Origin of the sequence: Sphingobium baderi, from assembly GCF_001456115.1 — a bacterium.
Lineage (GTDB): Bacteria > Pseudomonadota > Alphaproteobacteria > Sphingomonadales > Sphingomonadaceae > Sphingobium > Sphingobium baderi_A.
The window spans coordinates 3895255-3916886 of the sequence record NZ_CP013264.1 but is presented as its reverse complement, the minus strand read 5'-3'; the positions used below and the strand labels follow the sequence as shown (position 1 = coordinate 3916886).

The 21632-nt window shown below is 63.4% G+C and carries 19 protein-coding genes; 10 read left to right on the top strand and 9 right to left on the bottom strand.

What is annotated here, in order from left to right; translation table 11 throughout:
* Window positions 1-377: 377 nt before the first annotated feature.
* The 4 genes from ATN00_RS19145 to ATN00_RS19130 form a co-directional block, all read right to left on the bottom strand.
* Complete coding sequence (locus ATN00_RS19145) at window positions 378-905, bottom strand: CarD family transcriptional regulator (protein WP_062067870.1); 528 nt, start codon at window positions 903-905, stop codon at window positions 378-380.
* Window positions 906-1139: 234 nt separating this feature from the next.
* On the bottom strand, window positions 1140-1478 hold the full coding sequence (gene fdxA, locus ATN00_RS19140) for a ferredoxin FdxA (RefSeq protein ID WP_062067867.1): 339 nt from the start codon (window positions 1476-1478) through the stop codon (window positions 1140-1142).
* Window positions 1479-1561: 83 nt separating this feature from the next.
* A complete protein-coding gene (locus tag ATN00_RS19135) occupies window positions 1562-1858 on the bottom strand; it encodes an RNA-binding S4 domain-containing protein (protein WP_062067864.1) in 297 nt (98 codons plus the stop codon).
* Window positions 1851-4535, bottom strand: coding sequence for a helicase-related protein (locus tag ATN00_RS19130; protein WP_197413629.1), 2685 nt, complete (start codon window positions 4533-4535; stop codon window positions 1851-1853). The genes ATN00_RS19135 and ATN00_RS19130 overlap by 8 nt, the downstream gene beginning before the upstream one ends.
* 238 nt (window positions 4536-4773) lie before the next feature.
* Here ATN00_RS19130 and ATN00_RS19125 point away from each other — a divergent pair, with 238 nt between their 5' ends.
* Both ATN00_RS19125 and ATN00_RS19120 read left to right on the top strand, forming a co-directional pair.
* Entirely contained in the window at window positions 4774-6309 is a 1536-nt protein-coding gene (locus tag ATN00_RS19125) for a M23 family metallopeptidase (protein ID WP_062067859.1), read from the top strand.
* Between the two features lie 41 nt (window positions 6310-6350).
* Complete coding sequence (locus ATN00_RS19120) at window positions 6351-7148, top strand: nucleotidyltransferase family protein (protein ID WP_062067857.1); 798 nt, start codon at window positions 6351-6353, stop codon at window positions 7146-7148.
* 5 nt (window positions 7149-7153) lie between these two features.
* Here ATN00_RS19120 and ATN00_RS19115 read toward each other — a convergent pair whose 3' ends face one another.
* The gene (locus ATN00_RS19115) at window positions 7154-8494 is read right to left on the bottom strand and encodes a lipopolysaccharide biosynthesis protein (RefSeq protein ID WP_373886207.1); all 1341 of its coding nucleotides are present in this window, start codon (window positions 8492-8494) and stop codon (window positions 7154-7156) included.
* A gap of 126 nt (window positions 8495-8620) precedes the next feature.
* Window positions 8621-9016, bottom strand: coding sequence for a winged helix-turn-helix transcriptional regulator (locus tag ATN00_RS19110; RefSeq protein ID WP_062067851.1), 396 nt, complete (start codon window positions 9014-9016; stop codon window positions 8621-8623).
* A gap of 80 nt (window positions 9017-9096) precedes the next feature.
* On the opposite strand from ATN00_RS19110, the gene ATN00_RS19105 reads away from it, so the two are divergent.
* Both ATN00_RS19105 and ATN00_RS19100 read left to right on the top strand, forming a co-directional pair.
* Window positions 9097-10245: an oxidoreductase gene (locus ATN00_RS19105; RefSeq protein ID WP_062067848.1), complete on the top strand. Its 1149-nt coding sequence runs from the start codon at window positions 9097-9099 to the stop codon at window positions 10243-10245.
* A 138-nt stretch (window positions 10246-10383) separates the two neighbouring features.
* Window positions 10384-11148, top strand: coding sequence for a phosphocholine cytidylyltransferase family protein (locus ATN00_RS19100; protein WP_062067845.1), 765 nt, complete (start codon window positions 10384-10386; stop codon window positions 11146-11148).
* A gap of 177 nt (window positions 11149-11325) precedes the next feature.
* On the opposite strand, the gene ATN00_RS19095 is transcribed toward ATN00_RS19100, so the two are convergent.
* Genes ATN00_RS19095 through ATN00_RS19085 form a run of 3 tightly spaced genes read right to left on the bottom strand, consistent with a single transcriptional unit; the run spans window position 11326 to window position 13996 of the window.
* Complete coding sequence (locus tag ATN00_RS19095; protein ID WP_062067843.1) at window positions 11326-11754, bottom strand: HIT family protein; 429 nt, start codon at window positions 11752-11754, stop codon at window positions 11326-11328.
* A complete protein-coding gene (locus ATN00_RS19090; protein WP_062067840.1) occupies window positions 11751-12857 on the bottom strand; it encodes a CDP-alcohol phosphatidyltransferase family protein in 1107 nt (368 codons plus the stop codon). The genes ATN00_RS19095 and ATN00_RS19090 overlap by 4 nt, the downstream gene beginning before the upstream one ends.
* Window positions 12854-13996 (bottom strand): CDP-glycerol glycerophosphotransferase family protein, encoded by a 1143-nt coding sequence (locus ATN00_RS19085; protein WP_062067837.1) that lies wholly within the window; start codon window positions 13994-13996, stop codon window positions 12854-12856. The genes ATN00_RS19090 and ATN00_RS19085 overlap by 4 nt, the downstream gene beginning before the upstream one ends.
* 168 nt (window positions 13997-14164) lie before the next feature.
* Here ATN00_RS19085 and ATN00_RS19080 point away from each other — a divergent pair, with 168 nt between their 5' ends.
* The 6 genes from ATN00_RS19080 to ATN00_RS19055 all read left to right on the top strand — a co-directional run bounded on the left by ATN00_RS19080 (window position 14165) and on the right by ATN00_RS19055 (window position 21629).
* Window positions 14165-14953: a succinate dehydrogenase iron-sulfur subunit gene (locus ATN00_RS19080; RefSeq protein ID WP_062067834.1), complete on the top strand. Its 789-nt coding sequence runs from the start codon at window positions 14165-14167 to the stop codon at window positions 14951-14953.
* A 4-nt stretch (window positions 14954-14957) separates the two neighbouring features.
* Window positions 14958-15422 carry a PaaI family thioesterase gene (locus ATN00_RS19075; protein ID WP_062067831.1) on the top strand — a complete coding sequence of 155 codons (465 nt, stop codon included), beginning with the start codon at window positions 14958-14960 and terminating at the stop codon, window positions 15420-15422.
* Window positions 15419-16531 (top strand): cell division protein ZapE, encoded by a 1113-nt coding sequence (gene zapE / locus ATN00_RS19070; RefSeq protein WP_062067828.1) that lies wholly within the window; start codon window positions 15419-15421, stop codon window positions 16529-16531. Before ATN00_RS19075 ends, zapE begins: the two co-directional genes overlap by 4 nt.
* A 276-nt stretch (window positions 16532-16807) precedes the next feature.
* Complete coding sequence (gene mdh, locus ATN00_RS19065; protein ID WP_062067825.1) at window positions 16808-17770, top strand: malate dehydrogenase; 963 nt, start codon at window positions 16808-16810, stop codon at window positions 17768-17770.
* A gap of 99 nt (window positions 17771-17869) precedes the next feature.
* Window positions 17870-18754, top strand: a complete 885-nt coding sequence (gene sucD / locus ATN00_RS19060; RefSeq protein ID WP_062067822.1) for a succinate--CoA ligase subunit alpha — start codon at window positions 17870-17872, stop codon at window positions 18752-18754.
* Window positions 18755-18833: 79 nt separating this feature from the next.
* Window positions 18834-21629, top strand: coding sequence for a 2-oxoglutarate dehydrogenase E1 component (locus ATN00_RS19055; RefSeq protein ID WP_062067819.1), 2796 nt, complete (start codon window positions 18834-18836; stop codon window positions 21627-21629).
* Window positions 21630-21632 lie beyond the last annotated feature (3 nt).

Genomic DNA, 21632 nt, shown 5'->3' with positions numbered 1-21632 from the left:
ACGGAATAAAATACGGTTTTATCTAAGCAGCCTGCACCTCATGGCGGGTTACGGCCGGTGGCAGACATTTGCCGCAACATAGATATTCGTTCGCCCTGAGCGGGGCTGAGCGAAGCCGAAGGCCCGGATCGAAGGGGGCAGGTGCACTCTGTCTTTCGATACGCCCTTTCGACAGGCTCAGGGGCTAGTCGGGACGGATGGGGATGAAGAAAGCGGGCCGTTCGCCCCCCAGCCAAATCGGCTATCCCGTCGGAGCATTTGCAACCGATATGATCGCCACAAAAATGCAAAGGATATGATTGCCAAAAAAAAAGGGCGCCCCGCGGGACGCCCTTTCCTGAATCCGGCCTGCCGTTGTCGGCTCGGCCGAAAATTCGTCAGCCTTCGGCTTTTACATGCCGCGGCGCTGCTTCGTTGAGGATTCGCAGGATCTTCTTGAGCGCGCTCGGCTCGTCGGTTTCCTCCATCGCCGCCAGTTCGCGGGCGAGGCGGCTGGAGGCGGCCTCGAAGATCTGGCGCTCGGAATAGCTTTGTTCGGGCTGGTCGTCGGCGCGGAACAGGTCGCGGGTCACTTCGGCGATCGACACCAGGTCGCCCGAATTGATCTTGGCTTCATATTCCTGCGCGCGGCGCGACCACATGGTGCGCTTCACTTTGGGCTTGCCCTTCAGCGTTTCCATCGCTTCCTCCAGCGTCTTGTTGGAGGAAAGCTTACGCATTCCGACGCCTTCGGCCTTGTTGGTGGGCACGCGGAGCGTCATGCGCTCCTTTTCGAAACGCAGCACATAGAGTTCCAGCTCCATGCCGGCGATCTGCTCTTTTTGCAGTTCGACCACACGGCCAACGCCATGCTTGGGGTAGACGACATAATCACCGACGTCAAAGGACAGCGCCTTGGCAGCCATTTGAAACCTTTCCAATTCAACCGGGGGAGACGGGCCGTCGCGAAGCACATGCAAGTCGAAACATGCCGGGAAGACCGCGGCGCCGCCATTAGAACATGAGACTATTTCTCCTGAACGGGCGCGACCAAGCCCGCCGTCAGAAAGCTATTTAGCAGATTCGTAATAAAATTGCCACCCCCGGACACAATATCCGGTAGCCATGGCACAAATCGCTTGCCGGACGGCGCTGTGCGATCAGTCGCCCGAGCCGGGTTCGGGCGAGAAAAACTGCTCCAGCTTGTTTTCCACGCCGCGCATGTCGTCCGCATCGGCGGGCGCTTCGCCCTTTACCGTGATGTTGGGCCATTCGGCGGAGAATTTCGTGTTCAGCTCCAGCCATTTTTCAAGGCCGTTTTCCGTATCCGGCAGGATCGCTTCGGCCGGGCATTCCGGTTCGCACACGCCGCAGTCGATGCACTCATTGGGATTGATGACCAGCATGTTCTCCCCCTCGTAGAAACAGTCCACGGGGCAGACCTCGACGCAATCCATATATTTGCAGCGGATGCAGTTGTCGGTCACGACATAGGTCATTGGCAGGGCACTCTTGAGTGGCGGAAATCGTGCCCCTGCTATGCGCGGCTTTCGCGAAGGTCAATGAGGATATTGTTGTGGCGTCAATGCCCCAGCTTCAGTTCTTCATAGCAGCACTGCGCTTCGGACGCGGGGCCGCGCCGTCCGGGAAGCTGGATCACCCGCACCACGCGCACGCCGCCGGGATGCGGAAAGGTGATGAGATCGCCCGGCCGCACCGGCGTATGGGACCGTTCGATGCGCCGACCATTGACGCGGATATGCCCGTCCTCAGCGACTTTTTGCGCGATAGAGCGGCTCTTGGCGAGTCGGGTGAACCACAGGAACTTGTCGATTCGCAGGGCAGGGCCATGCGTCAGGCCATGTCCGGCGTCAGCCATTGCGCCCCAACAGTTCGGCCAGCCCGGCAAAGGCGTTGGCGGCGGCGGGTTTCGGCCCGGCGCTGGCGGTCGATCCTTCGCGCCGCTGGGGCGCATCCCGCTTGCCTCGGCCGCGACCATCGCCATCGCGACTGGTCCGTTGCTGCGGCGGGCGCGTTTTCTGCCGTCCCCGGAATGCCCAGTTCGGGCCGCCTTCCTCCGGCGCTTCCACCGCGCGGAAGCCCGCCAGCTTCATTAGTTGCAGGAAGGATGCTTCTGCCAGCCCCAGCGACACGATCTGTGGGCTTTGCGCGGTAAAGGCTTCGCCCTTGGCGATGGCTTCATGGGCGGCGCGGGCCATGCGCTCGGCCATGTCGATCCGCAGCATCTGTTCGCCAAAACCCCGGAATCCCGCGATCCGCGCGCCCATCTGCGCGTCCCGCTCCCCCGCCGGGATCAGCGTCAGGCCCGGCTGCGGCAGGGGCAGGCAGGGCTTGCCCAATCGCGCCGCCAGCAGGGCCGCACGCCAGCGCGCCCCGCCCGGCTTCAGCAAGCCGGGATGATAAATGTCGAGCACGCCGATATCGATCCCCGCCTTCCGCAGAAGATGGCGCTGTTCCTTGTCCAGATGCGCGAGCGCCGAATCGAGTTCGGTCCGCGCGATCACGCCGCCCGCATCGGCAAGCTGGGCGAACACGGCGCGCACCACGGCGGGGATTTCGGCTTCGGACGCGCTCGCCGTCATCTTCACGAGCGGCAACAGATGCTTTTCCTTCTGACCTTCGAACCATGTGGCAAGGCGGGCTGCGATCTGCTTCTGCACATCTTGCCCCAGGGCTGAAAGCGCGCGATCCAGCCGTATTTCAGGTGTCAGCAGCGTCGGCCCGGCCAGCAGTGCCGCGACCGGATTGCCCTGCCAGCTTATGCCGGGCATGTCCCCTGCCGCGTCCATGAGCGCGAAATCCGTATCCGCCGCGCCCAACAATTCTTCAGCCTTCACTCGCAATATCCTCCCAAGGCGGCGCTCGGCGGCCGCCAGCAGCATCTTCCTGTCCTGATGACGCGTAGCGGGATCGACCGAGAAACGAAATCCGTCAAGTCGCCCGATCGTCTCGCCATCGACGCAGACCGTCCCATCCTGCTCCACGGTGACGGGCAGGCTGTCCACATTCTGCCCGATGTCGCGCAGCAGGACGGCGGTGCGCCGGTCCACGAAACGCTGCGTCAGGGCCGCGTGCAGCGCGTCGGACAGCTTCTCCTCCAGCGCGCGCGTGCGCTCGGCCATTTCGGCGGGATGCGCCAGCCAGTCGGGCCGGTGCGCGATATAGGACCATGTCCGCGCCGCCGCGATCCGCCCCGAAAGCGTGTCGATATCGCCCTGCACCGAATCGAGTCGCGCCACGGCTTGGGCGAACCAGTCGCGGGGGATGTGTCCCTGACCTTCGGACAGGAAGCGCCAGATGCGGTTCACCGTGCGGGCGTGATGTTCCGCGCCCAGCTTCTGGAAATCGGGCAGGCCGCAGGCATCCCACAGCCGCGCCACGGCGCGCTTGCCCTTCACTCGTTCGATAACCAATGGGTCATCGGCCAGTTTTTTCAGCACCGCCAGATCCACCGCTTCGGGCGCGGCGCGCAGCTCGGGCCGGTCGGGCCGTTCCTCCAGATCGGCGATCAGCGTTGCCAGACTGTCCAGCCGGGGCGTGCCGTCGCGCCAGAAAAGCTGCTCCACGCGGGGAAAGCGGTGCGCCTCTATCGCCTCGATCTCCTCCGGCGTGAAGGCGGCGTCGCCATCCTCGCTGCCCAGGCTGCCGAAGGTGCCGTCCTGGTGATGCCGCCCCGCGCGCCCGGCGATCTGCGCCATTTCGCTGACGGTCAGCCGCCGTGTCCGCCGCCCGTCGAACTTGCGGAGCGAGGCGAAGGCGACATGCGCCACGTCCAGATTGAGGCCCATGCCGATGGCGTCGGTCGCGACCAGATAATCGACCTCGCCGTTCAGGAACATCTGCACCTGCGCGTTGCGGGTGCGGGGCGAAAGCGCGCCCATCACCACCGCCGCGCCGCCGCGAAAACGCCGCAGCATTTCCGCCACGGCATAGACCTCCTCGGCGGAAAAGGCGACGATGGCGGACCGTTTGGGCAGGCGGGACAGCTTTTTCGCGCCCGCATAGCTGAGCGTCGAAAAGCGCGGCCGCCCGATGATCTCCACATCGGGCACCAGCGCCTTGACCACCCGGGCGATGCTGGCGGAGCCGAGGATCATCGTCTCCTCCCGCCCCCGAGCGCGCAGCAGCCGATCGGTGAAGACATGCCCGCGCTCCGGGTCCGCGCCCAGTTGCGCCTCGTCCAGCGCGACGAAGGCATAATCGTCCAGTCCGTCGCCGGGGCTTCCGGCCTGCCGGCCTGCGGTCTTGTCTGCGCCTCCGGCCTGCCGGCCTGCGCCGATCGGCATGGATTCCGCCGTGCAGAGGAAATAGCGCGCGCCCGGCGGCACGATCTTTTCCTCGCCGGTGATGAGAGCGACCTGCGGCGCGCCCTTGATCGCGACTACCCGGTCGTAGACTTCGCGCGCCAGCAGGCGCAGCGGAAAGCCCATCATGCCGCTGGAATGGCCGCACATGCGTTCGACGGCCAGATGCGTCTTGCCGGTATTGGTGGGCCCAAGCACGGCAGTTATGGGCGATCGGGCGAATTGGGCCATGGGGGTTATGTCGGGCATGAAAGGGGACAGGGCAAGGGACTTTGCTTCCGCCGCTAAAACTTCGGCCCTGTTTCCAATCGCCTGTCTGGCCTGACGCACGGCTCACCGCATGCGGGACCGTCATTTCGGCGTCTTAAATTGACTTTAACCCTATGCGTTCACAACAGTGCGGCCTCGGCGCGGCGCGGGGGTCGTTGCCTTGTGGCGATGCGATGAACTGTCCCGGGGGGGACGCGGCTTGTTTCAGGAAAACCAGTTCGGAACGCAGCAGGGGGGAGCGACCGCTTCCCTATGGCTCGCCGATTCCCTGAAACATCCGTCACGCACCGTGGACCGCCCGCTCGACTGGCGCGCCCGGCTCAAGGACTGGGCCGAGGATGTGGATCTTGTCCCCGACCTTGGCCAGCGCGTCGGCAGCCTCACATGGTTCCGCGGCCTTGCCACCTGTTTCGGCCTGTGCGCCACCGCGCTCTATCTCTCTCCCGGTTTTCAGCCCGTGCCCGGCGCGCCCGAACCGCTGCTGGAACAGGCGCAGTTCGACGAAGTGCGTAGCCAGATGATAACGCCGCTCGCGATGGGCGCGGACAGCGGGCATCGCATGGGATCGACCGATGCGGTCCAGCCGCTGCGCCAGACGCCCGAACGTCCCCAGATTGAACTCAACGCCCAGATCGGCAGCAGCGACACGCTGCCCCGCGCCTTGTCCCGCGCGGGCGTCAGCGCGGGCGACGTGGCGATCGTCAATGCGCTGGTCGGCGGTGACATGAGCGGCGGCGCGAAGGCGGGCACGCGGCTCGACATCGTGCTGGGCCGCCGCGCCAGCCGCGACCGGCCCCGTCCGCTCGACCATCTCGCTTTCCGCGCGCGTCTCGACCTTGGGGTGGAGATCAACCGCGTCGGCGGTGCGCTTCAGGTGAAGCGCATCCCGATCCGTGTCGACGACACGCCGCTCCGCATCCAGGGGGTGGTGGGCGACAGCGTGTACAACAGCGCCCGCGCGGCAGGCGCACCGCCCAAGGCGGCGCAGGCATTCCTGCGCGTCATCGCGCAGCAGGTGGACCTCGGCTCGATCCGTCCGGGGGACCGCTACGACATCGTCACCGAATATCGCCGCGCCGAAACCGGCGATGTGGAAGTAGGCGACCTGCTCTATGCGGGATTGCGCCGGTCGCGGGGCAAACCCATCGACATGCTCAAATGGACGACAGGCGGCCGCACCGAATGGTTCGAAGCGTCGGGCGTGGGAGAACGTCGCGGCGTGCTCACGCAGCCGGTGGCTGGTCGCATCTCCTCCGGCTACGGCCAGCGCCGCCATCCGATCCTGGGCTATACGCGGATGCATGCGGGCGTGGATTTCGCCGCGCGTTACGGTTCGCCCATCTATGCGGTGACGGACGGCCGGGTATCCTTTGCCGGGCGGCATGGCGGGCATGGCAATTATGTGCGGCTGGAGCATGGCGGCGGTCTTGCCACCGGCTATGGGCATATGAGCCGCATCGCCGCCGTGTCGGGCCAGCGCGTGCGGCGCGGGCAAGTGATCGGCTATGTCGGATCGACGGGCCTGTCGACCGGGCCGCATCTGCACTATGAACTCTATCGCAATGGCCGCACGGTCAATCCGCTGTCCGTCACCTTCACCACCACATCCCAGCTGGCGGGCCGCGATCTCGCCAATTTCCGCGCCCGCCTGGCGCAATTGAAGGCGCTGCACCCCGGCCTGCGCGAAAGTTTCGCGCAAAAAGCGCCTTTGGCTCCCGCCGCTACCGGGAAATAAGCGGCTTGGCGCGCGCGCCGCGTCTGCGCTAACGCACCGGCATGACCGATCCGGCTGCCTCGACCGTCACCGCCATCCTGCTCGCCGGATCGCGTCCCGTTCCCGATCCGCTGGCGCAGGCGGCAGGCGTCGCCGCCAAGCCCCTCGTCCCCGTCGCGGGCATCCCGATGATCGACTATCCCGCCCGCGCGCTGGTGGCGCATCCGGCCATCGGCCGCGTCCTCATCCTGACCCAGTCGCCCGGCCTCTATACCGGCACCCCTGCCACCGCCTGGCTCGCCGATCATCCCAAGGTCGCGTTTGAGACGAGCGGCGCGGGTATAGCCTCCTCGCTGCTGGCGCTGATGGACCGGGCGGACCTGCCGTTCCCGCTGCTGCTGACCACCGCCGATCATGTGCTGCTGGACAGCGCCATGCTCGACCAGTTCATCGCGCAGGCGACCGGCGCGGACATCGCCGTCGCCATGGTGGAGCGCGCCACGCTGCTCGCCCGCTATCCTGCCTCGCGCCGCACATGGCTCAAGTTCCGGGACGGCTGGTGGTCGGGCGCGAATATCTTCTGGTTCGGCAGCGCGAAGGCGCGCCCTATCATCGCGCTGTGGCAGGATGTGGAGCAGGACCGGAAAAAGGGCTGGAAGATCCTTGCCGCCTTCGGTCCCTTCGCCCTGATCGGCGCGGCGCTCCGCCTGCTGACCCTGCGCGGCGGCATGGCGCGCATAGGCCGCCGCTTCGGCCTCGTCGCGCGCCTCGTCGCCATGGACAAGGCCGAGGCCTGCATCGACGCGGACAAGGCGGAGGATGTGGCGCTGATCGAATCCATCCTCGCCAGCCCGGCCTGAAAGGGTCAGCCGCCGCCTTCGCGCATCTGTTCGGCGGCGGCATGCACCTCCACCGCCCGGCGGCTCGCCAGCCCCATCATCAGGAATCCGGCGCTGGCGGCGACGATATTCGCGGCGGCCGCGCCGATGGTGCCATAGATCGGCAGCAGCGCCGCCTGCAGCCCCAGCAGCAAGGCCGTCGCGATGAAGGTGATCCGCAGCGACAGGCTGGCCCGGTCCGTCGCCATCAGCAGCGGACGATAGCTCACCCCCACTAGGTCGATGCAGGCCGCCACGCCCAGCAGCAGCAGCAGCGGATAGGCAGGCAGAAATGCCTTGCCCGCGATCAGGCCCAGCAGCGGATGGCCGATCGTCAGGATCAGCGCGATGATGACCGCCCCCGCGATCAGCGCCAGCCGATTGGTCCGCCGGAACAGGGTCCGCAGCGCATCCGCGCCATGGCTGCTATGCGTGCGCGTCAGCTCCACGAAGATGCTGCGCGACAACAGGCTGGAAATCTTCGTCAGTGAATTGGCAAGCTGGTTGGCGAGGCGATAGAGGCCCGCGCCGGTCGGCCCCACGAACAGGCCGACGATCAGCACCGCCACCTGCTGCCCTACCGACGACAGCGTGGTTTGCAGGTTGGTTGCGGTCAGGAATCCGACGATGCCGGGATTTTCATGCCGCGCGTCCAGCGCCCGGCCCGCGCGCCAGCGTCCGATCCGCTCCCCCCCCTCGCGCAGCGCCAATATCCAATAGGCCGCCGCGCATAGCAGCTCCGCCGCCGCCCAGGCGATCAGGAAACCCGTAATGCCCGGCATCAGCGCCAGCGCAACGCCTGCCCCGATCATCCGCCCGACCGGGATCATGGTTTCCGCGAAAGCCGCCGAATCGAAACGGTCGAACAGGCGCAATATGCCGGTCGGGCTGGAACGGATAGTGATCATCATCATCATGCAGAACAGCCAGGCCTGCCATCCCATCTGCGCCGACAGGTCCATCAGATGGCCGAACAGGATGATGATGGCGCCCGCGACCACCCCTCCGGCCAGCGCGGAAGCAAGGTCGATCAGGATGCAGAAGCGCAGCACGCGATTGAGCGCGTCGCCATTTCCCGCCGCCAGATGCGGCTGGCCGTAACGCACGACGATTTGCCAGCTATCGAAACTGACCAGTGTCTTGATGACGTTGGCGGCGCTCAGCACCAGTGCGAAGCGCCCGAAATCGGCAACCCCCAATGTGCGCGTGACGATGGCGAGATAGGCCAGGCTTAGCACCGCGCCCACGCCCTTGCCGCCCAGCAGCCAGCCGGTATTCGCCAGGATGCGCGCAAAGCCGTCGCCGGCCCCGCCCGATCCGCTTTTCATCTTCACCCGTGCCCGGCCTTTCGCTGGAGCGTCGCTATCTGACGCGCGCCTATCTAGGGACTCTGGCGGCAATCGGCAAATGGGGATGGCGTGGCGTTCGCGAAGCGGTGGAAGGCATATTTCCGCTTATAAATTTGCATTCTCGCTTTTGCCCGTGTCGTAACGACGGCGAGCCTGATCGATCTTGTCGATATGTGCATGGCTCCATCGCCGCAACCCAACGACAGCATCAACCAAGCTGTGTCCGAGCGGTGTAAGCGCATATTCCACAGTAACGGGAACCGTAGGATAAGCGGCGCGATCCACCATTCCATCGCGTTCCAGCCCGCGAAGGGTCTGGGTCAACATCTTTTGACTCACGCCTTCCACTTTTGCTTTAAGACGCCCGAAACGCAGCGGACCTGTTGCCAGCGCGAGAATGACCAGCACCGTCCACTTGTCTGCGATCCTGTCCAGGATCTGCCGTGCGGGACAGTCCGCTCGCATAACGTCATATCGTTCGGTTGGATTCTTAGTATCCATTGGGTGCCTATACTACATTCTCGTGCCTTCTTTCCATGGGGAACCTGACTGCCATACAGTCGGTCAGGAAGGAGCATCATATGCAGGACATTCTTTTCAGCCCATTTTCGATCGGCAAGGTTCGGCTGGACAATCGAATCGTGATGGCGCCGATGACCCGGAACCGTTCTCCCGGCGGCGTGCCGAACGACGCGGTCATCGCCTATTACCGACGCCGTGCGGAAGCCGGCGTAGGGCTGATCGTGACCGAAGGCGTCGGCATCCAGCACGGCTCCGCGCTGGGTGGCGGCAGCATGAAGGAAAGGGACGTTCCCTTCCTATATGGCGACGCCGCGCTCGCGGGCTGGCGGGCGGTGGTCGACGCGGTGCATGGCGCGGGAGGCAGGATATTCCCGCAACTCTGGCACATGGGGCCGATCCGCGAGGACGGCACCGGGCCTTATCCGCAGGTGCCTTCGAGCAGGCCGTCGGGCCTTTGGGGACCGGCGGGACGCAGGTCGACCGTCCCTGACGATTATGTCGCCCGCGTTCTCCCGGAGCGAAAGGCGATGACGGATGGGGAGATCGCCGACGTGATTGCCGCATTTGCGGATGCCGCGCGCAATGCGGTCCTTACGGGGTTCGACGGCATCGCCATTCATGGCGCGCATGGCTATCTGATCGACTCATTTTTGTGGGCGGAAACCAATCGCCGTAATGACCGCTGGGGCGGCGATCTGGCCGGGCGCAGCGCCTTCGCGGCGGCGGTGGTGTCCGCCATCCGCGGCGCGGTGGGCGGCGATGTCCCGATCATGTTTCGTTTCTCGCAATGGAAACAGCAGGATTATCAGGCGCTGCTTGCCCGGACGCCGGGAGAATTGGAGACGATGCTGCGCCCTCTGGTCGATGCGGGTGTCGACATCTTCGACGCGAGCACGCGCAAATTTGATATGCCGGCCTTCGATGGAAGCGACCTGACGCTCGCGGGATGGGCCAGGCAGCTTACGGGGCTGCCTGCCATGGCCGTCGGCGGTGTCGGTCTGGATCGCGACCTCTATGGTTCCTATGCTGCGGGGGGCAGCGCGGGCATCGACAATCTGGCCGGGGTGCGGCGGCGCATGACCGCCGGCGAATTTGATCTGATCGGCGTGGGGCGCGCGCTCATCGCCGATCCGCAATGGGCGCGGAAGGCCGAGCGCGGAGAGAGTTTCCTGCCGTTCGATCCGGCAACCGTCAGGAATCTGGTCTGAATCCGGCCTTTGCCGATCGCAGCGGCCAGAGCGCTCGCTTGCGGCGGGCGGGGTCATAAGGTGCCCGGCCGATTTCCCATCGGTTCTTCAAAAAAACCCGTTCCCACATCCCCGCCCGATGTTCTACAGCAGCGCCCCATGAGCATCACCAAAGCCATCATCCTGTCGGCGGGGCAGGGTTCGCGTCTCCTTCCGTTGACCCGCGACATTCCCAAATGCATGATCGACTTCAATGGCCGCACCCTCATCAGCTGGCAGGTGGCGGCGCTGGTGGCGAACGGGGTCAGCGATATTGTGGTCGTCACGGGCTTCCGCACGGAACGGGTGGAGGATCACGCGCTTCAACTTTACCGGGACACCGGCGCGCGGGTGCGGACGCTGTTCAATCCCTTTTTCCAGGTCGCGGACAATCTGGGCACCTGCTGGATCGCGCGAGAGGAAATGGACCGCGACTTCATCATCCTCAACGGCGACACTATCATATCGGATGAGATTGTGGGCCGACTGGTCGGCGGCGCGCAGGACGCGATCACCGTCACCGTCGACGTGAAGTCCGACTATGACGATGACGACATGAAGGTGAACCGCGACGAAAGCGGCCAGCTTCACGCCATCGGTAAGCGGTTGCTGCCGCCTGACACCAACGCCGAATCCATCGGGATGCTGGCCTTTACCGGCGAAGGCCCGGCGATCTTCCGCAATCAGATCGACCAGATGATGCGGACGCCCGAAGGCGTGGAACGCTGGTATCTGCGCGCCATCGACATCATCGCGAAGGGTAACCGCGTCGGCACCGTTTCGATCGAGGGGCTGGACTGGCAGGAAGTTGATTTCCCGCAGGATGTGGAAGCCGCCAATGCCCTGACCGCCCGCTGGGTGGCGGAAGGGCGTTACGCGAAATAAGCCTGTGTCGGCTTCAGGACGGATCGGCTTTCGGTTCTGGTGGGCTGCAAATGGCGTCTTTCCCCGCTTCCGGTGTTCATGACCCTGCGGGTCGCTGCGCGCCGGTTCATGGAAATCCCCCCCTTTAGCTTCGCTGGCCTTCGGCTCGCTCCACCATCTTCTGAATGTCGATTCGTTTCAGTCGAAATGGCCTTTCAGCCATTGCGCCAGCGCATCCCGCTGCTCCGCCGTCAATTTGACCGCGCTGCCCAGATCCGGCTGCCCCGGCCACCCGGCGTCGGGGACATCGACGCCCGCATGGCCGCGCGCGCCCTCATAGCGGGGGATGACGTGGAAATGCACATGCGGGTCCACCATCATCAGCATGAGGTAATTGATCTTCGCATAGCTCACGGCCTGGCGGAGCGCGCTTTCAATCGCCTTCGTCACCACGGCGAGTTCGGCATGGGCTTCCGCGGGCAGATCGCCAAAGGCGGTCGCCTCGCTCTTCGCCGCCAGCACCAGCGATCCCAGCGTGGGCTGCGCGGGCCGGAGCAGCACGACCCAATGTTGGAAATCTCCTACAAGCGTCTGCGGAAAACCGAATCCCTTGATGGTTTCATTCATGATTTCGCTTCCATCCAGCTCACAATCGCCCGCCCCGACCGCTTCACACCATAAGCCTGCGCCAGCCGCGCCGCATGCACAACCAGCGAAATCACCGTCCACCACGCCAGCGCGATCAGCCCGACATCCGGCCGCCCGAACAGCAGCGCCACGAACAGGATCACCATGTTCGGATTGCGCCGCGCGGTAATCAGCCGGAACCGGCTGTCGAAGGGCTGCCAGACATGGATGTCCATGCCGAAATCCTTTAGGAACATCCCTTCGATCAGTCGCTGCAAGACATAGCCCGCAATCACTGCCGCCATCACCAACGCAAAGGCTTGCGAAGACAGCGCCAACCCCCAGGCGGACAGCCCGATGCCCCAGAAATACCACCAGAAGGGCGGGTGAATCAGATCGACGCCATGATCGAACACATTGCCCCATTTGGATGAGGTGATTGTGCAGCGCGCCAGCTTCCCGTCCACGGTATCCAGCACCATGAACACGAACCCCGCCAGCATCCCGCTCCAATAAAGCCCTTGCGAAAACAGGTAGGTGGCGAGCACGCACAGCGCCGCGCCGATGGCCGTCACTATGTTCGGCGTCATGCCCACGGACGCCGCCAGCCGCGTCAGCCACAACGCCAGTTCCGGCCAGAGATATTTGGTCAGCAGGTCGGTGACGCCCTTGTAAGCGCCGAAATAGCTCTTCCGTTCGATCTGCCGCCGGGTCGTTGGGGTCAGCCGTTGGATGAAGGGGCAATCCAGCTTACGAAGCTGCCGGTTGTAGATTTGCGGATTGTCGCGATAATCGATGAACGCCAGTTCGCCGCGATGGCGCTCCAGATCGTCCGGCGTGACGCCTGCCGTCAGATGCGCCATCACCAGAGCGCCGCCGTCCGTCACCACCGTTCCGGGCCGCGTCAGGATATGGCGCAGCCACACTGGATCGAACACATAGTCGAGATTGACGTAGAGCCGCGCTCCGGTCTGCGGCGTATCGTCGGGCAATCCTTCCGCCCGCGCGAGACGGCGCAGGCGCTCCGCATTGGTCATGCCCCATAGATGCGTGGAATTGTCGCCGATCAGCGCAAGGGCGGGAAGGGAAGGCGTGTCGTTCATGATCCGCTGCTCTTATCGCCTGGACCGGTCTTTGCAAGGAAGCGCAGGATCGCCTCGGCTCCGCGCCGGGCCGCGCCGGCTGGATCGCCGCCGACGGATTCGGCCAGCCTCTGCCTCTGCGCCTCGGCATATAGCGGGTGCCGTTCTTCCGCATGATCGAGCGCGCCGGGCAATCCCGTCAGGTCGTTAAGCACATCGCCTAAAGTCCAGAAAAGATAATCGGGATCGCCCCGCCATTCGACCCCATGCGCGTTCAGGAACAGGCAGGGGCGCGGCGTCGCAAGGAATTCGTAGACCTGACTGCTGACATCGCCCAGATAAATGTCGGCGCCTGCGGTATAGCTCATGTCGAACAGCCGGTCGGATTGCAGGTCGATCAGGATTTTGCCCGGCACCGCCAGCCGCATCACCGCCTCGATCTCGCTCTGGGAAGCATCGGCGAACAGCCGGACATGCGGCGCGACCACCAGATTATAGCGATCCTGCGCGGCGAACCATTGGATGACGTCCCGCCCGAACCTGTCCCATGACGACAGCGACCGGCGGAAATGCGGCGCGTAAAGAACCGTGGGCCGATCATTGTCGAACAACGACGCGCGCGTTTTCTGCATCCGCGTCATGAGATCCAGCTTCACATAGCCATTGACGGCATAATGTCCGGCCCGGATCGTGCCGGCGCCCAGCATCCGCTCTTCACTCTTTTCTCCAGCAACAAGAGCAAAGTCGAAATGGCGATCCCGCTGATCGAAGGTGATGGCCCGGTCGCCTGCGCCATGAGGCGTGAAGATCAGTCGTGTTCTGCGCGGCAGGAGGTGGCGAATGGCGGTCGTGGTCCGCTCCGGCACGACGATGGCGTCGAACCGACGCAACCAGGGAAGCGCTCCCAGCAGCGTGGGCAGGCGGGGATGGCGGCTGACATGGAGGCGGCGAAGCCATTGAGCGGGCCCGCGCTTGCCCAGCAGCGTCACAGATGGAACAAAGCCCGGATAGGCATTGGCGACTGTCTCTACCATCCGCATATGCGCCGGGCTGGCGACCGCGACCTGCGGTATCACGCCCATGTCTGCCATTTCGGCAGCGATCGGCAAAGCGTGAAACAGTTGATGAGGTTCACCGATGAACAGGAAAAGAATATGCATGCAATGCCCGTTCTCAGGGGGGTGGGCCTTCTTGGCACGCTCGGTCGGGGAAGGCCAGATACATGTGCGATCCGGCCCTGCGCGACATTCTATCGGATCAGGCGGCTTGACTAAGCGGTCCCTATATTGTTGAGGGGCGGGAACCGGGATAGTAGGACTGATACAGCGATGGCCGAATTTGCGTTGCCCAAGAACAGCAAGATCACTGGCAAGGGCGTAGTGCATCGGGCGCCGGACGGCGCGACCAACGTCAAGAGCTTCAAAGTCTATCGCTACGATCCGGATTCGGGCGAGAACCCGCATTATGACACGTTTGAGATCGATCTCGACAACTGTGGCCCGATGGTTCTGGACGCGCTGCTCAAGATCAAGAACGAATATGATTCGTCGCTGACCTTCCGCCGTTCGTGCCGCGAAGGCATTTGCGGTTCCTGTTCGATGAACATGAACGGCAGGAACGGTCTGGCCTGCACCACCGCCATCGATGAATGCGCGGGCAAGGAAGTGCGGATCACGCCGCTGCCGCACATGGATGTCATCAAGGATCTCGTCCCTGACTTCACCCATTTCTATGCCCAGTACAACTCGATCAAGCCGTGGCTGCAAACCGTCAGCCCCGCACCCAGCGGCAAGGAACGGCTCCAGTCGCCCGCCGACCGCGAGAAGCTGGACGGCCTTTACGAGTGCATCCTGTGCGCCTGCTGCTCGACCAGCTGCCCCAGCTACTGGTGGAACAGCGACAAGTTCCTTGGCCCGGCGATCCTGCTTCAGGCCTATCGCTGGCTGGCGGACAGCCGCGACGAATATACTGGCGAGCGTCTGGACGAACTGGAAGATCCCTTCCGCCTTTATCGCTGCCATACCATTATGAACTGCGCGAACGTCTGCCCCAAAGGTCTCAGTCCGGCCAAGGCGATTGCCGAAACCAAGAAAATGATGGTCGAACGGCAGCTTTGATCGGGTGACGGACGAACGGGAAATCGCCTTCGATTATCTGCCCGATCCGAACAATGCGGGGTGGATGATCTGGGGGCCGCGGCAGAACGGGCGTTTCAACACGCTCTACAATCCAGTCCGCGTGCGTGAGGAGGAGCCGGGGCGCGTTGCCCGTGTCCGTGTGCTGCCGGATGAGATACTGACGAGCGTCACCGGCAAAATGCATGGCGGTGCGACGGCGGGCTTCATCGACATTGCCATCTTCGCCGGCGCGCGCGGATGCGGCATCAACGAATCTGGCTTTGCCGTCACGATCGACCTGTCGATCCAGTTCCTCGCGCCGGGCGAGGCGGGGCGCAACATGGACGCCGTGGTCGAACTGGTGCGCGAAACCGGCCGCATGGCCTTTTTGCGCGGCACGGTGGAGCAGGATTTCGGCGTTATCGCAACCTTCATGGCCACGATCCGAAAGGTCGGCCAGAACCGGTGACCGAGGTAATCACCCGGTACGACGCCCTGATCGCCGCGGGCGAATTGCGGCCGGATTCCGATCAGCGCGCTGCGGCCGAACGGTTGACCCGGTTGCAGGCCGAATTGGAAGCGACGCCGCCGCGCGGGTCGACGCTCTGGAAATTGTTGCGTAAGCCGCCGGAACCGCCGCGCGGTCTCTATATGTGGGGTGGGGTCGGGCGCGGCAAGTCGATGCTGATGGACCTGTTCTTCGATGCCGCGCATGTGCAGCGCAAGAAGCGCGCCCATTTCCACGAATTCATGCTGGATGTCCATGCGCGGCTCGCCGAAGCGCGCAAGTCCGAAACGGGTGATCCGATCCCGCCGGTCGTCGATTCGCTGGCGGAGGAAGCGCGGCTGCTTTGTTTCGATGAGATGGTCGTGAACAATATGGCTGACGCCGCGATCATGTCGCGGCTGTTTACCGGATTGCTCGACAGGCGCGTCACGATCGTCACCACATCCAACCGCGCGCCGGACGATCTCTACAAGAATGGCCTTAACCGTCAGCTTTTCCTGCCCTTCATCGATCTGATCAAGGAACGGCTGGACGTCATGACGCTGAACGGGCCGACCGACTATCGGCTCGACCGTCTGGGCGATGCGACATTGTGGCATTCCCCCAATGGGCCGGAGGCGACGGCGGCGCTCAGCCAAGCGTTTTTCCGCCTGACCGATTATCCGCCGGAGGATCGGGACCATGTGCCGTCCGAAGATATTCCGGTGCAGGGCGGTCGCACGCTCCATGTGCCCAAAAGCCTGAAAGGGGTTGCGGTTTTCTCCTTCAAGCGACTCTGTGCAGAGGCGCGCGGCGCGCCCGATTATCTGGCCATCGCTCGCAAATATCACACGGTCATCATCGTCGGCATCCCCGTTCTCGGCCCGGAAAATCGCAACGAAGCCGCGCGCTTCGTGACGCTGATCGACTCGCTTTACGAATATAAGGTGAAGCTGCTTGCCTCGGCAGACGCTGAACCTGCGTGCCTCTATCCTGAAGGGGATGGCGCCTTTGAGTTCGAGCGAACCGTCTCCCGCCTTATGGAAATGCAGTCGGATGATTATCTGGCGCTGGGCCACGGTTCCAAATAACCGAAGCTGCGTTGCGTGGCTTTTTTGCCTGTTGTCATGAAAATAGCCCGGATGCCTCCCAAAATGGAGAGGCATCCGGCAGGCAGCCTTTGTGGGAAGGGATCAGGCACCAGGGTAGGAGCGCGTGAGCGACAAAGGCGGGCGGACCTATAATGCAATTGCGAATGAATTGCAAAGATAAATTACGCGGCCATCTTTTGGCAGGTTGAAACCTTTGTCATATCGGCCTAAGCGGGCGAGCAATTCCAATATTTCGAGCTTGGAGGATGATTGCATATGGCCCGTAAGAAGATCGCGCTCATCGGCGCTGGCAATATCGGCGGCACGCTCGCGCATCTGGCGGCCCTCAAAGGGCTGGGCGACATCGTCCTGTTCGACGTGGTCGAAGGCGTGCCGCAGGGCAAGGCGCTGGATCTGTCGCAATGCGGTCCCGTCGAAGGCTTCGATGCTAAGATCACCGGCACCAACGATTATGCCGACATCAAGGACGCCGACGTCATCATCGTCACCGCCGGCGTCGCTCGCAAGCCGGGCATGAGCCGCGACGATCTGCTGGGCATCAACCTCAAGGTCATGAAGGCTGTGGGCGAGGGCATCAAGAACAATGCGCCGAACGCCTTCGTCATCTGCATCACCAACCCGCTCGACGCGATGGTGTGGGCGCTGCGCGAATTTTCCGGCCTGCCGCATAACAAGGTTGTCGGCATGGCGGGCGTCCTCGACTCCGCGCGCTTCGGCCACTTCCTGGCCGAAGAGTTCCAGGTGTCGGTGAAGGAAGTGAACAGCTTCGTCCTGGGCGGCCATGGCGACACCATGGTCCCGGTCGTCGAATATTCGACCGTCGCGGGCATCCCGATCCCCGACCTCATCAAGATGGGCCGCTCCACCAAGGAGCGCATCGACGCCATCGTCCAGCGCACCCGTTCGGGCGGCGGCGAAATTGTCGGCCTGCTCAAGACCGGCTCCGCCTTCTATGCACCCGCGACCAGCGGCATCGCGATGGCCGAAGCCTATCTGTTCGACCAGAAGCGCCTGTTGCCCTGCGCGGCGAACCTGACCGGCCAATATGGCGTCGACAATCTCTATGTCGGCGTGCCCGTCATCATCGGCAAGGATGGTGTCGAGCAGGTCATCGAGATCGATCTGGACGCGGAGGCCAAGGCCAACCTTCAGGTGTCGGTTGACGCCGTCAAGGAGCTGCTGGAAGCCTGCAAGGGTATTGACTCCTCGCTGGCCTGACAGCCCAACAACTGCACCGGTCCGTTTCAGGCAAGTCGGCATCCTGAAGCGGGCCGCCAACCCCAAATGCCACGCCATTGAGACGATGAAGGGGCTTTCATGTCCATTCTGGTGAACAAGAACACCAAGGTCATCACCCAGGGTATGACCGGTGCCACCGGCACCTTCCACACCGAACAGGCGCTGGCCTATGGTACGCAGATGGTTGCGGGCGTTACGCCGGGCAAGGGCGGCACGACCCATATCGGCCTGCCCATGTTTGACACCGTCGCCGAAGCGAAGGCCAGGACCGGCGCGGACGCATCGGTCATCTACGTGCCGCCGCCATTCGCGGCCGATTCGATCCTGGAGGCGATCGACGCGGAAATCCCGCTGATCGTCTGCATCACCGAGGGTATTCCCGTGCTGGACATGGTGCGCGTGAAGCGCGCTTTGTCGGGCAGCAAGTCGCGCCTGATCGGGCCGAACTGCCCCGGCGTGCTGACCCCCAATGAATGCAAGATCGGTATCATGCCGGGCAGCATCTTCAAGCAGGGCAGCGTTGGCGTCGTCTCGCGCTCCGGCACGCTGACCTATGAGGCGGTGTTCCAGACCTCGAACGCGGGCCTTGGCCAGACGACCGCTGTCGGCATTGGTGGCGATCCGGTCAATGGCACCAACTTCATCGACGTGCTGGAACTGTTCCTGGCCGACGACGCGACCGAATCGATTATCATGATCGGCGAAATCGGCGGAGACGCGGAGGAGCAGGCTGCCCAGTTCCTGATCGACGAAGCGAAGAAGGGTCGCAAGAAGCCGATGGCTGGCTTCATCGCGGGCCGCACGGCGCCTCCGGGCCGCCGCATGGGCCATGCCGGCGCGATCGTGTCGGGCGGCAAGGGCGATGCGGAAAGCAAGATTGCGGCGATGGAAGCCGCTGGCATCAAGGTTGCTGCCAGCCCCTCCGAACTCGGCACGACTCTGCTGGACGTGCTGAAGGGCTGACCGGAAGACAGGCGGCCGGGCTGCACCCCGGCTGCCTTTCCCGTTCCGCGATGCGCGCGGCCAGGATGGGACGAAGACGATGGGTTACGAGAATCAGGATTTCGAGGTAGAGCGCGGGCCGAGCTGGGCACGCACCAACTGGCCGCCGATCGATACCGACGATCTGACCGGGGCGCTGGACCCCACGCAGATGCAGGTGGCGATCAAAGCCGCCGCGAAGTCCGTGGGCAAGGTAACGGGTGAAGCAGAAGTCGCTGAGGCGGCGGAAGATGCGATTCGCGCCCAGATGCTGATCCGCACCTATCGCGTGCGCGGGCATCTGGCGGCCAATCTCGATCCCCTGGGGCTTTCCCAGCGTCAGATTCCAGCGGATTTGACGCCGGAATATCATGGGCTGAACGATCTCAAGAAGAAGATATTCCTCGGTGGCACGCTGGGCCTCGACTATGCCACGGTCGAGGAGATCGTGGCCATCCTGCGGCAGAATTACTGCGGCAATGTCGGCCTGGAATATATGCACATCGCCGATGTGGAGGAACGCGTGTTCCTTCAGGATCGCATGGAGGGCAAGGACAAGGAAATCCACTTCACCCCGGAGGGTAAGCGGGCGATCCTGTCCAAGGTCATCCAGGCCGAGCAATATGAGAAATTCCTGGGCCGCAAATATGTCGGCACCAAGCGTTTCGGCCTGGACGGCGGCGAATCCATGATTCCGGCGCTGGAAGCCATCATCAAATATGGCGGCGCTTCCAGCGTGCGCGAGATCGTGTTCGGCATGGCGCATCGCGGCCGCCTGAACGTGCTGGCCAATGTAATGGCCAAGGGCTTTCGCGTCATTTTTCACGAATTTTCGGGTGGCACCGCGAACCCCGAGGATGTTGGCGGTTCGGGGGACGTGAAATATCACCTCGGCACGTCCACCGACCGTGAGTTCGACGGCATCAAGGTGCATATGAGCCTGGTGCCGAACCCATCACACCTGGAAACGGTCGATCCGATCGTGTTGGGCAAGGTGCGCGCGCAGCAGGTGTTCCGCGACGATCTGGAAAAGCATGAGCAGGTTCTGCCGGTGCTGATTCACGGAGATGCGGCTTTCGCAGGTCAGGGCATCGTCTGGGAATGTTTCGGCTTTTCAGGCATCCGTGGCTATAATACCGGCGGTTGCATCCATTTCGTCGTGAACAATCAGGTCGGCTTCACCACCTCACCCCAGTTCGCGCGCTCCTCACCTTATCCGAGCGACGTTGCGAAGGGGGTTCAGGCGCCGATCCTGCACGTCAATGGCGACGATCCCGAAGCCGTCACCTTCGCGTGCAAGCTGGCCATCGAATATCGTCAGACCTTCCACCGCGATATCGTGATCGACATGTGGTGCTATCGCCGCTTCGGTCATAATGAAGGCGACGAGCCGAGCTTCACGCAGCCGCTGATGTACGCGAAGATCCGCCAGCATCCGCCAGTGAGCGATGTCTATTCGGCGCGCCTCAAGGCTGAAGGCGTTGTCGATGACGACTTCGTCAACAAGGCGACGGGCGATTTCGTCAATCATCTGGAAGAAGAGTTCGAGGCGGCCAAGAGCTACAAGCCCAACAAGGCCGACTGGTTCACCGGACGCTGGTCGGGCCTGCACAAACCCGCCGATGCCGAAACCACTCGGCAGAATGTGGAAAGCGCGATCAGCCAGAAGCTGTTCGACAGCCTTGGCAAGACGTTGACCACCATTCCCGCCGACGTCAACGTCCACAAGACGCTGCGCCGCGTGATCGATGCCAAAGCTGAAATGTTCAAGACTGGCGCGAATTTCGACTGGGCGACCGGTGAGGCACTGGCTTTTGGTTCGCTGCTGTCGGAAGGCTATGGCGTGCGTCTGTCGGGGCAGGATTCGGGCCGCGGCACTTTCAGCCAGCGTCACTCGGTCTGGGTCGATCAGGACACGGAAGACAAGTATATCCCGCTGTCGACCGTGCCCCACGGCCGCTTCGAGGTGCTGGACAGCCCGCTTTCAGAATATGGCGTGCTGGGCTTCGAATATGGCTATGCGCTCGCGGACCCGAAGAGCCTGGTTATGTGGGAAGCGCAGTTCGGCGATTTCGCCAATGGCGCGCAGATCATCTTCGACCAGTATATCGCTTCGTCGGAAAGCAAGTGGTTGCGCGCGAATGGTCTCGTCTGCCTGTTGCCGCACGGCTATGAAGGTCAGGGGCCAGAGCATAGCTCGGCGCGGTTGGAGCGTTATCTCCAGCTTTGCGCGGAGGGGAATATTCAGGTCGCCAACTGCACCACCCCGGCGAACTATTTCCACATCCTGCGCCGCCAGATGCTGCGTCCTTTCCGCAAGCCTCTCATCCTGATGACGCCCAAGTCGCTGCTGCGGCACAAGTTGGCGGTGAGCAAGGCAGAGGATTTCCAGGGTGAAACGCATTTCATGCGTATCCTCTCGGACACTAATCCGGCGGCTGACAAGGACACCAAGCGTCTGGTGCTCTGTTCGGGCAAGGTCGCCTATGACCTGATCGAGGCGCGCGACGCGGCGGGGGACAAGAACACCCAGATCGTCCGGATCGAGCAACTCTATCCCTTCCCGACCGAAGCGCTCGCCATGCGTGCCAAGCGCATGCCGAACCTGGAGGAAGTGATCTGGTGTCAGGAGGAACCCCGCAACAATGGCGGCTGGTTCTTCGTCGAACCCTATATTGAGGAAGCGCTTGCCAATGCCGGCAGAGCGCCGATGCGCGCTCGCTATGCCGGTCGCAAGGCGTCGGCATCGCCCGCCACAGGCCTTGCCAAGCGTCACGTCGCCGAACAGGGCGCGCTCGTCGCTGATGCGCTGGGCCACAGCGTTCGTGAAGAAATCCGCCGCCAGAAGAAAGGCTGAAGA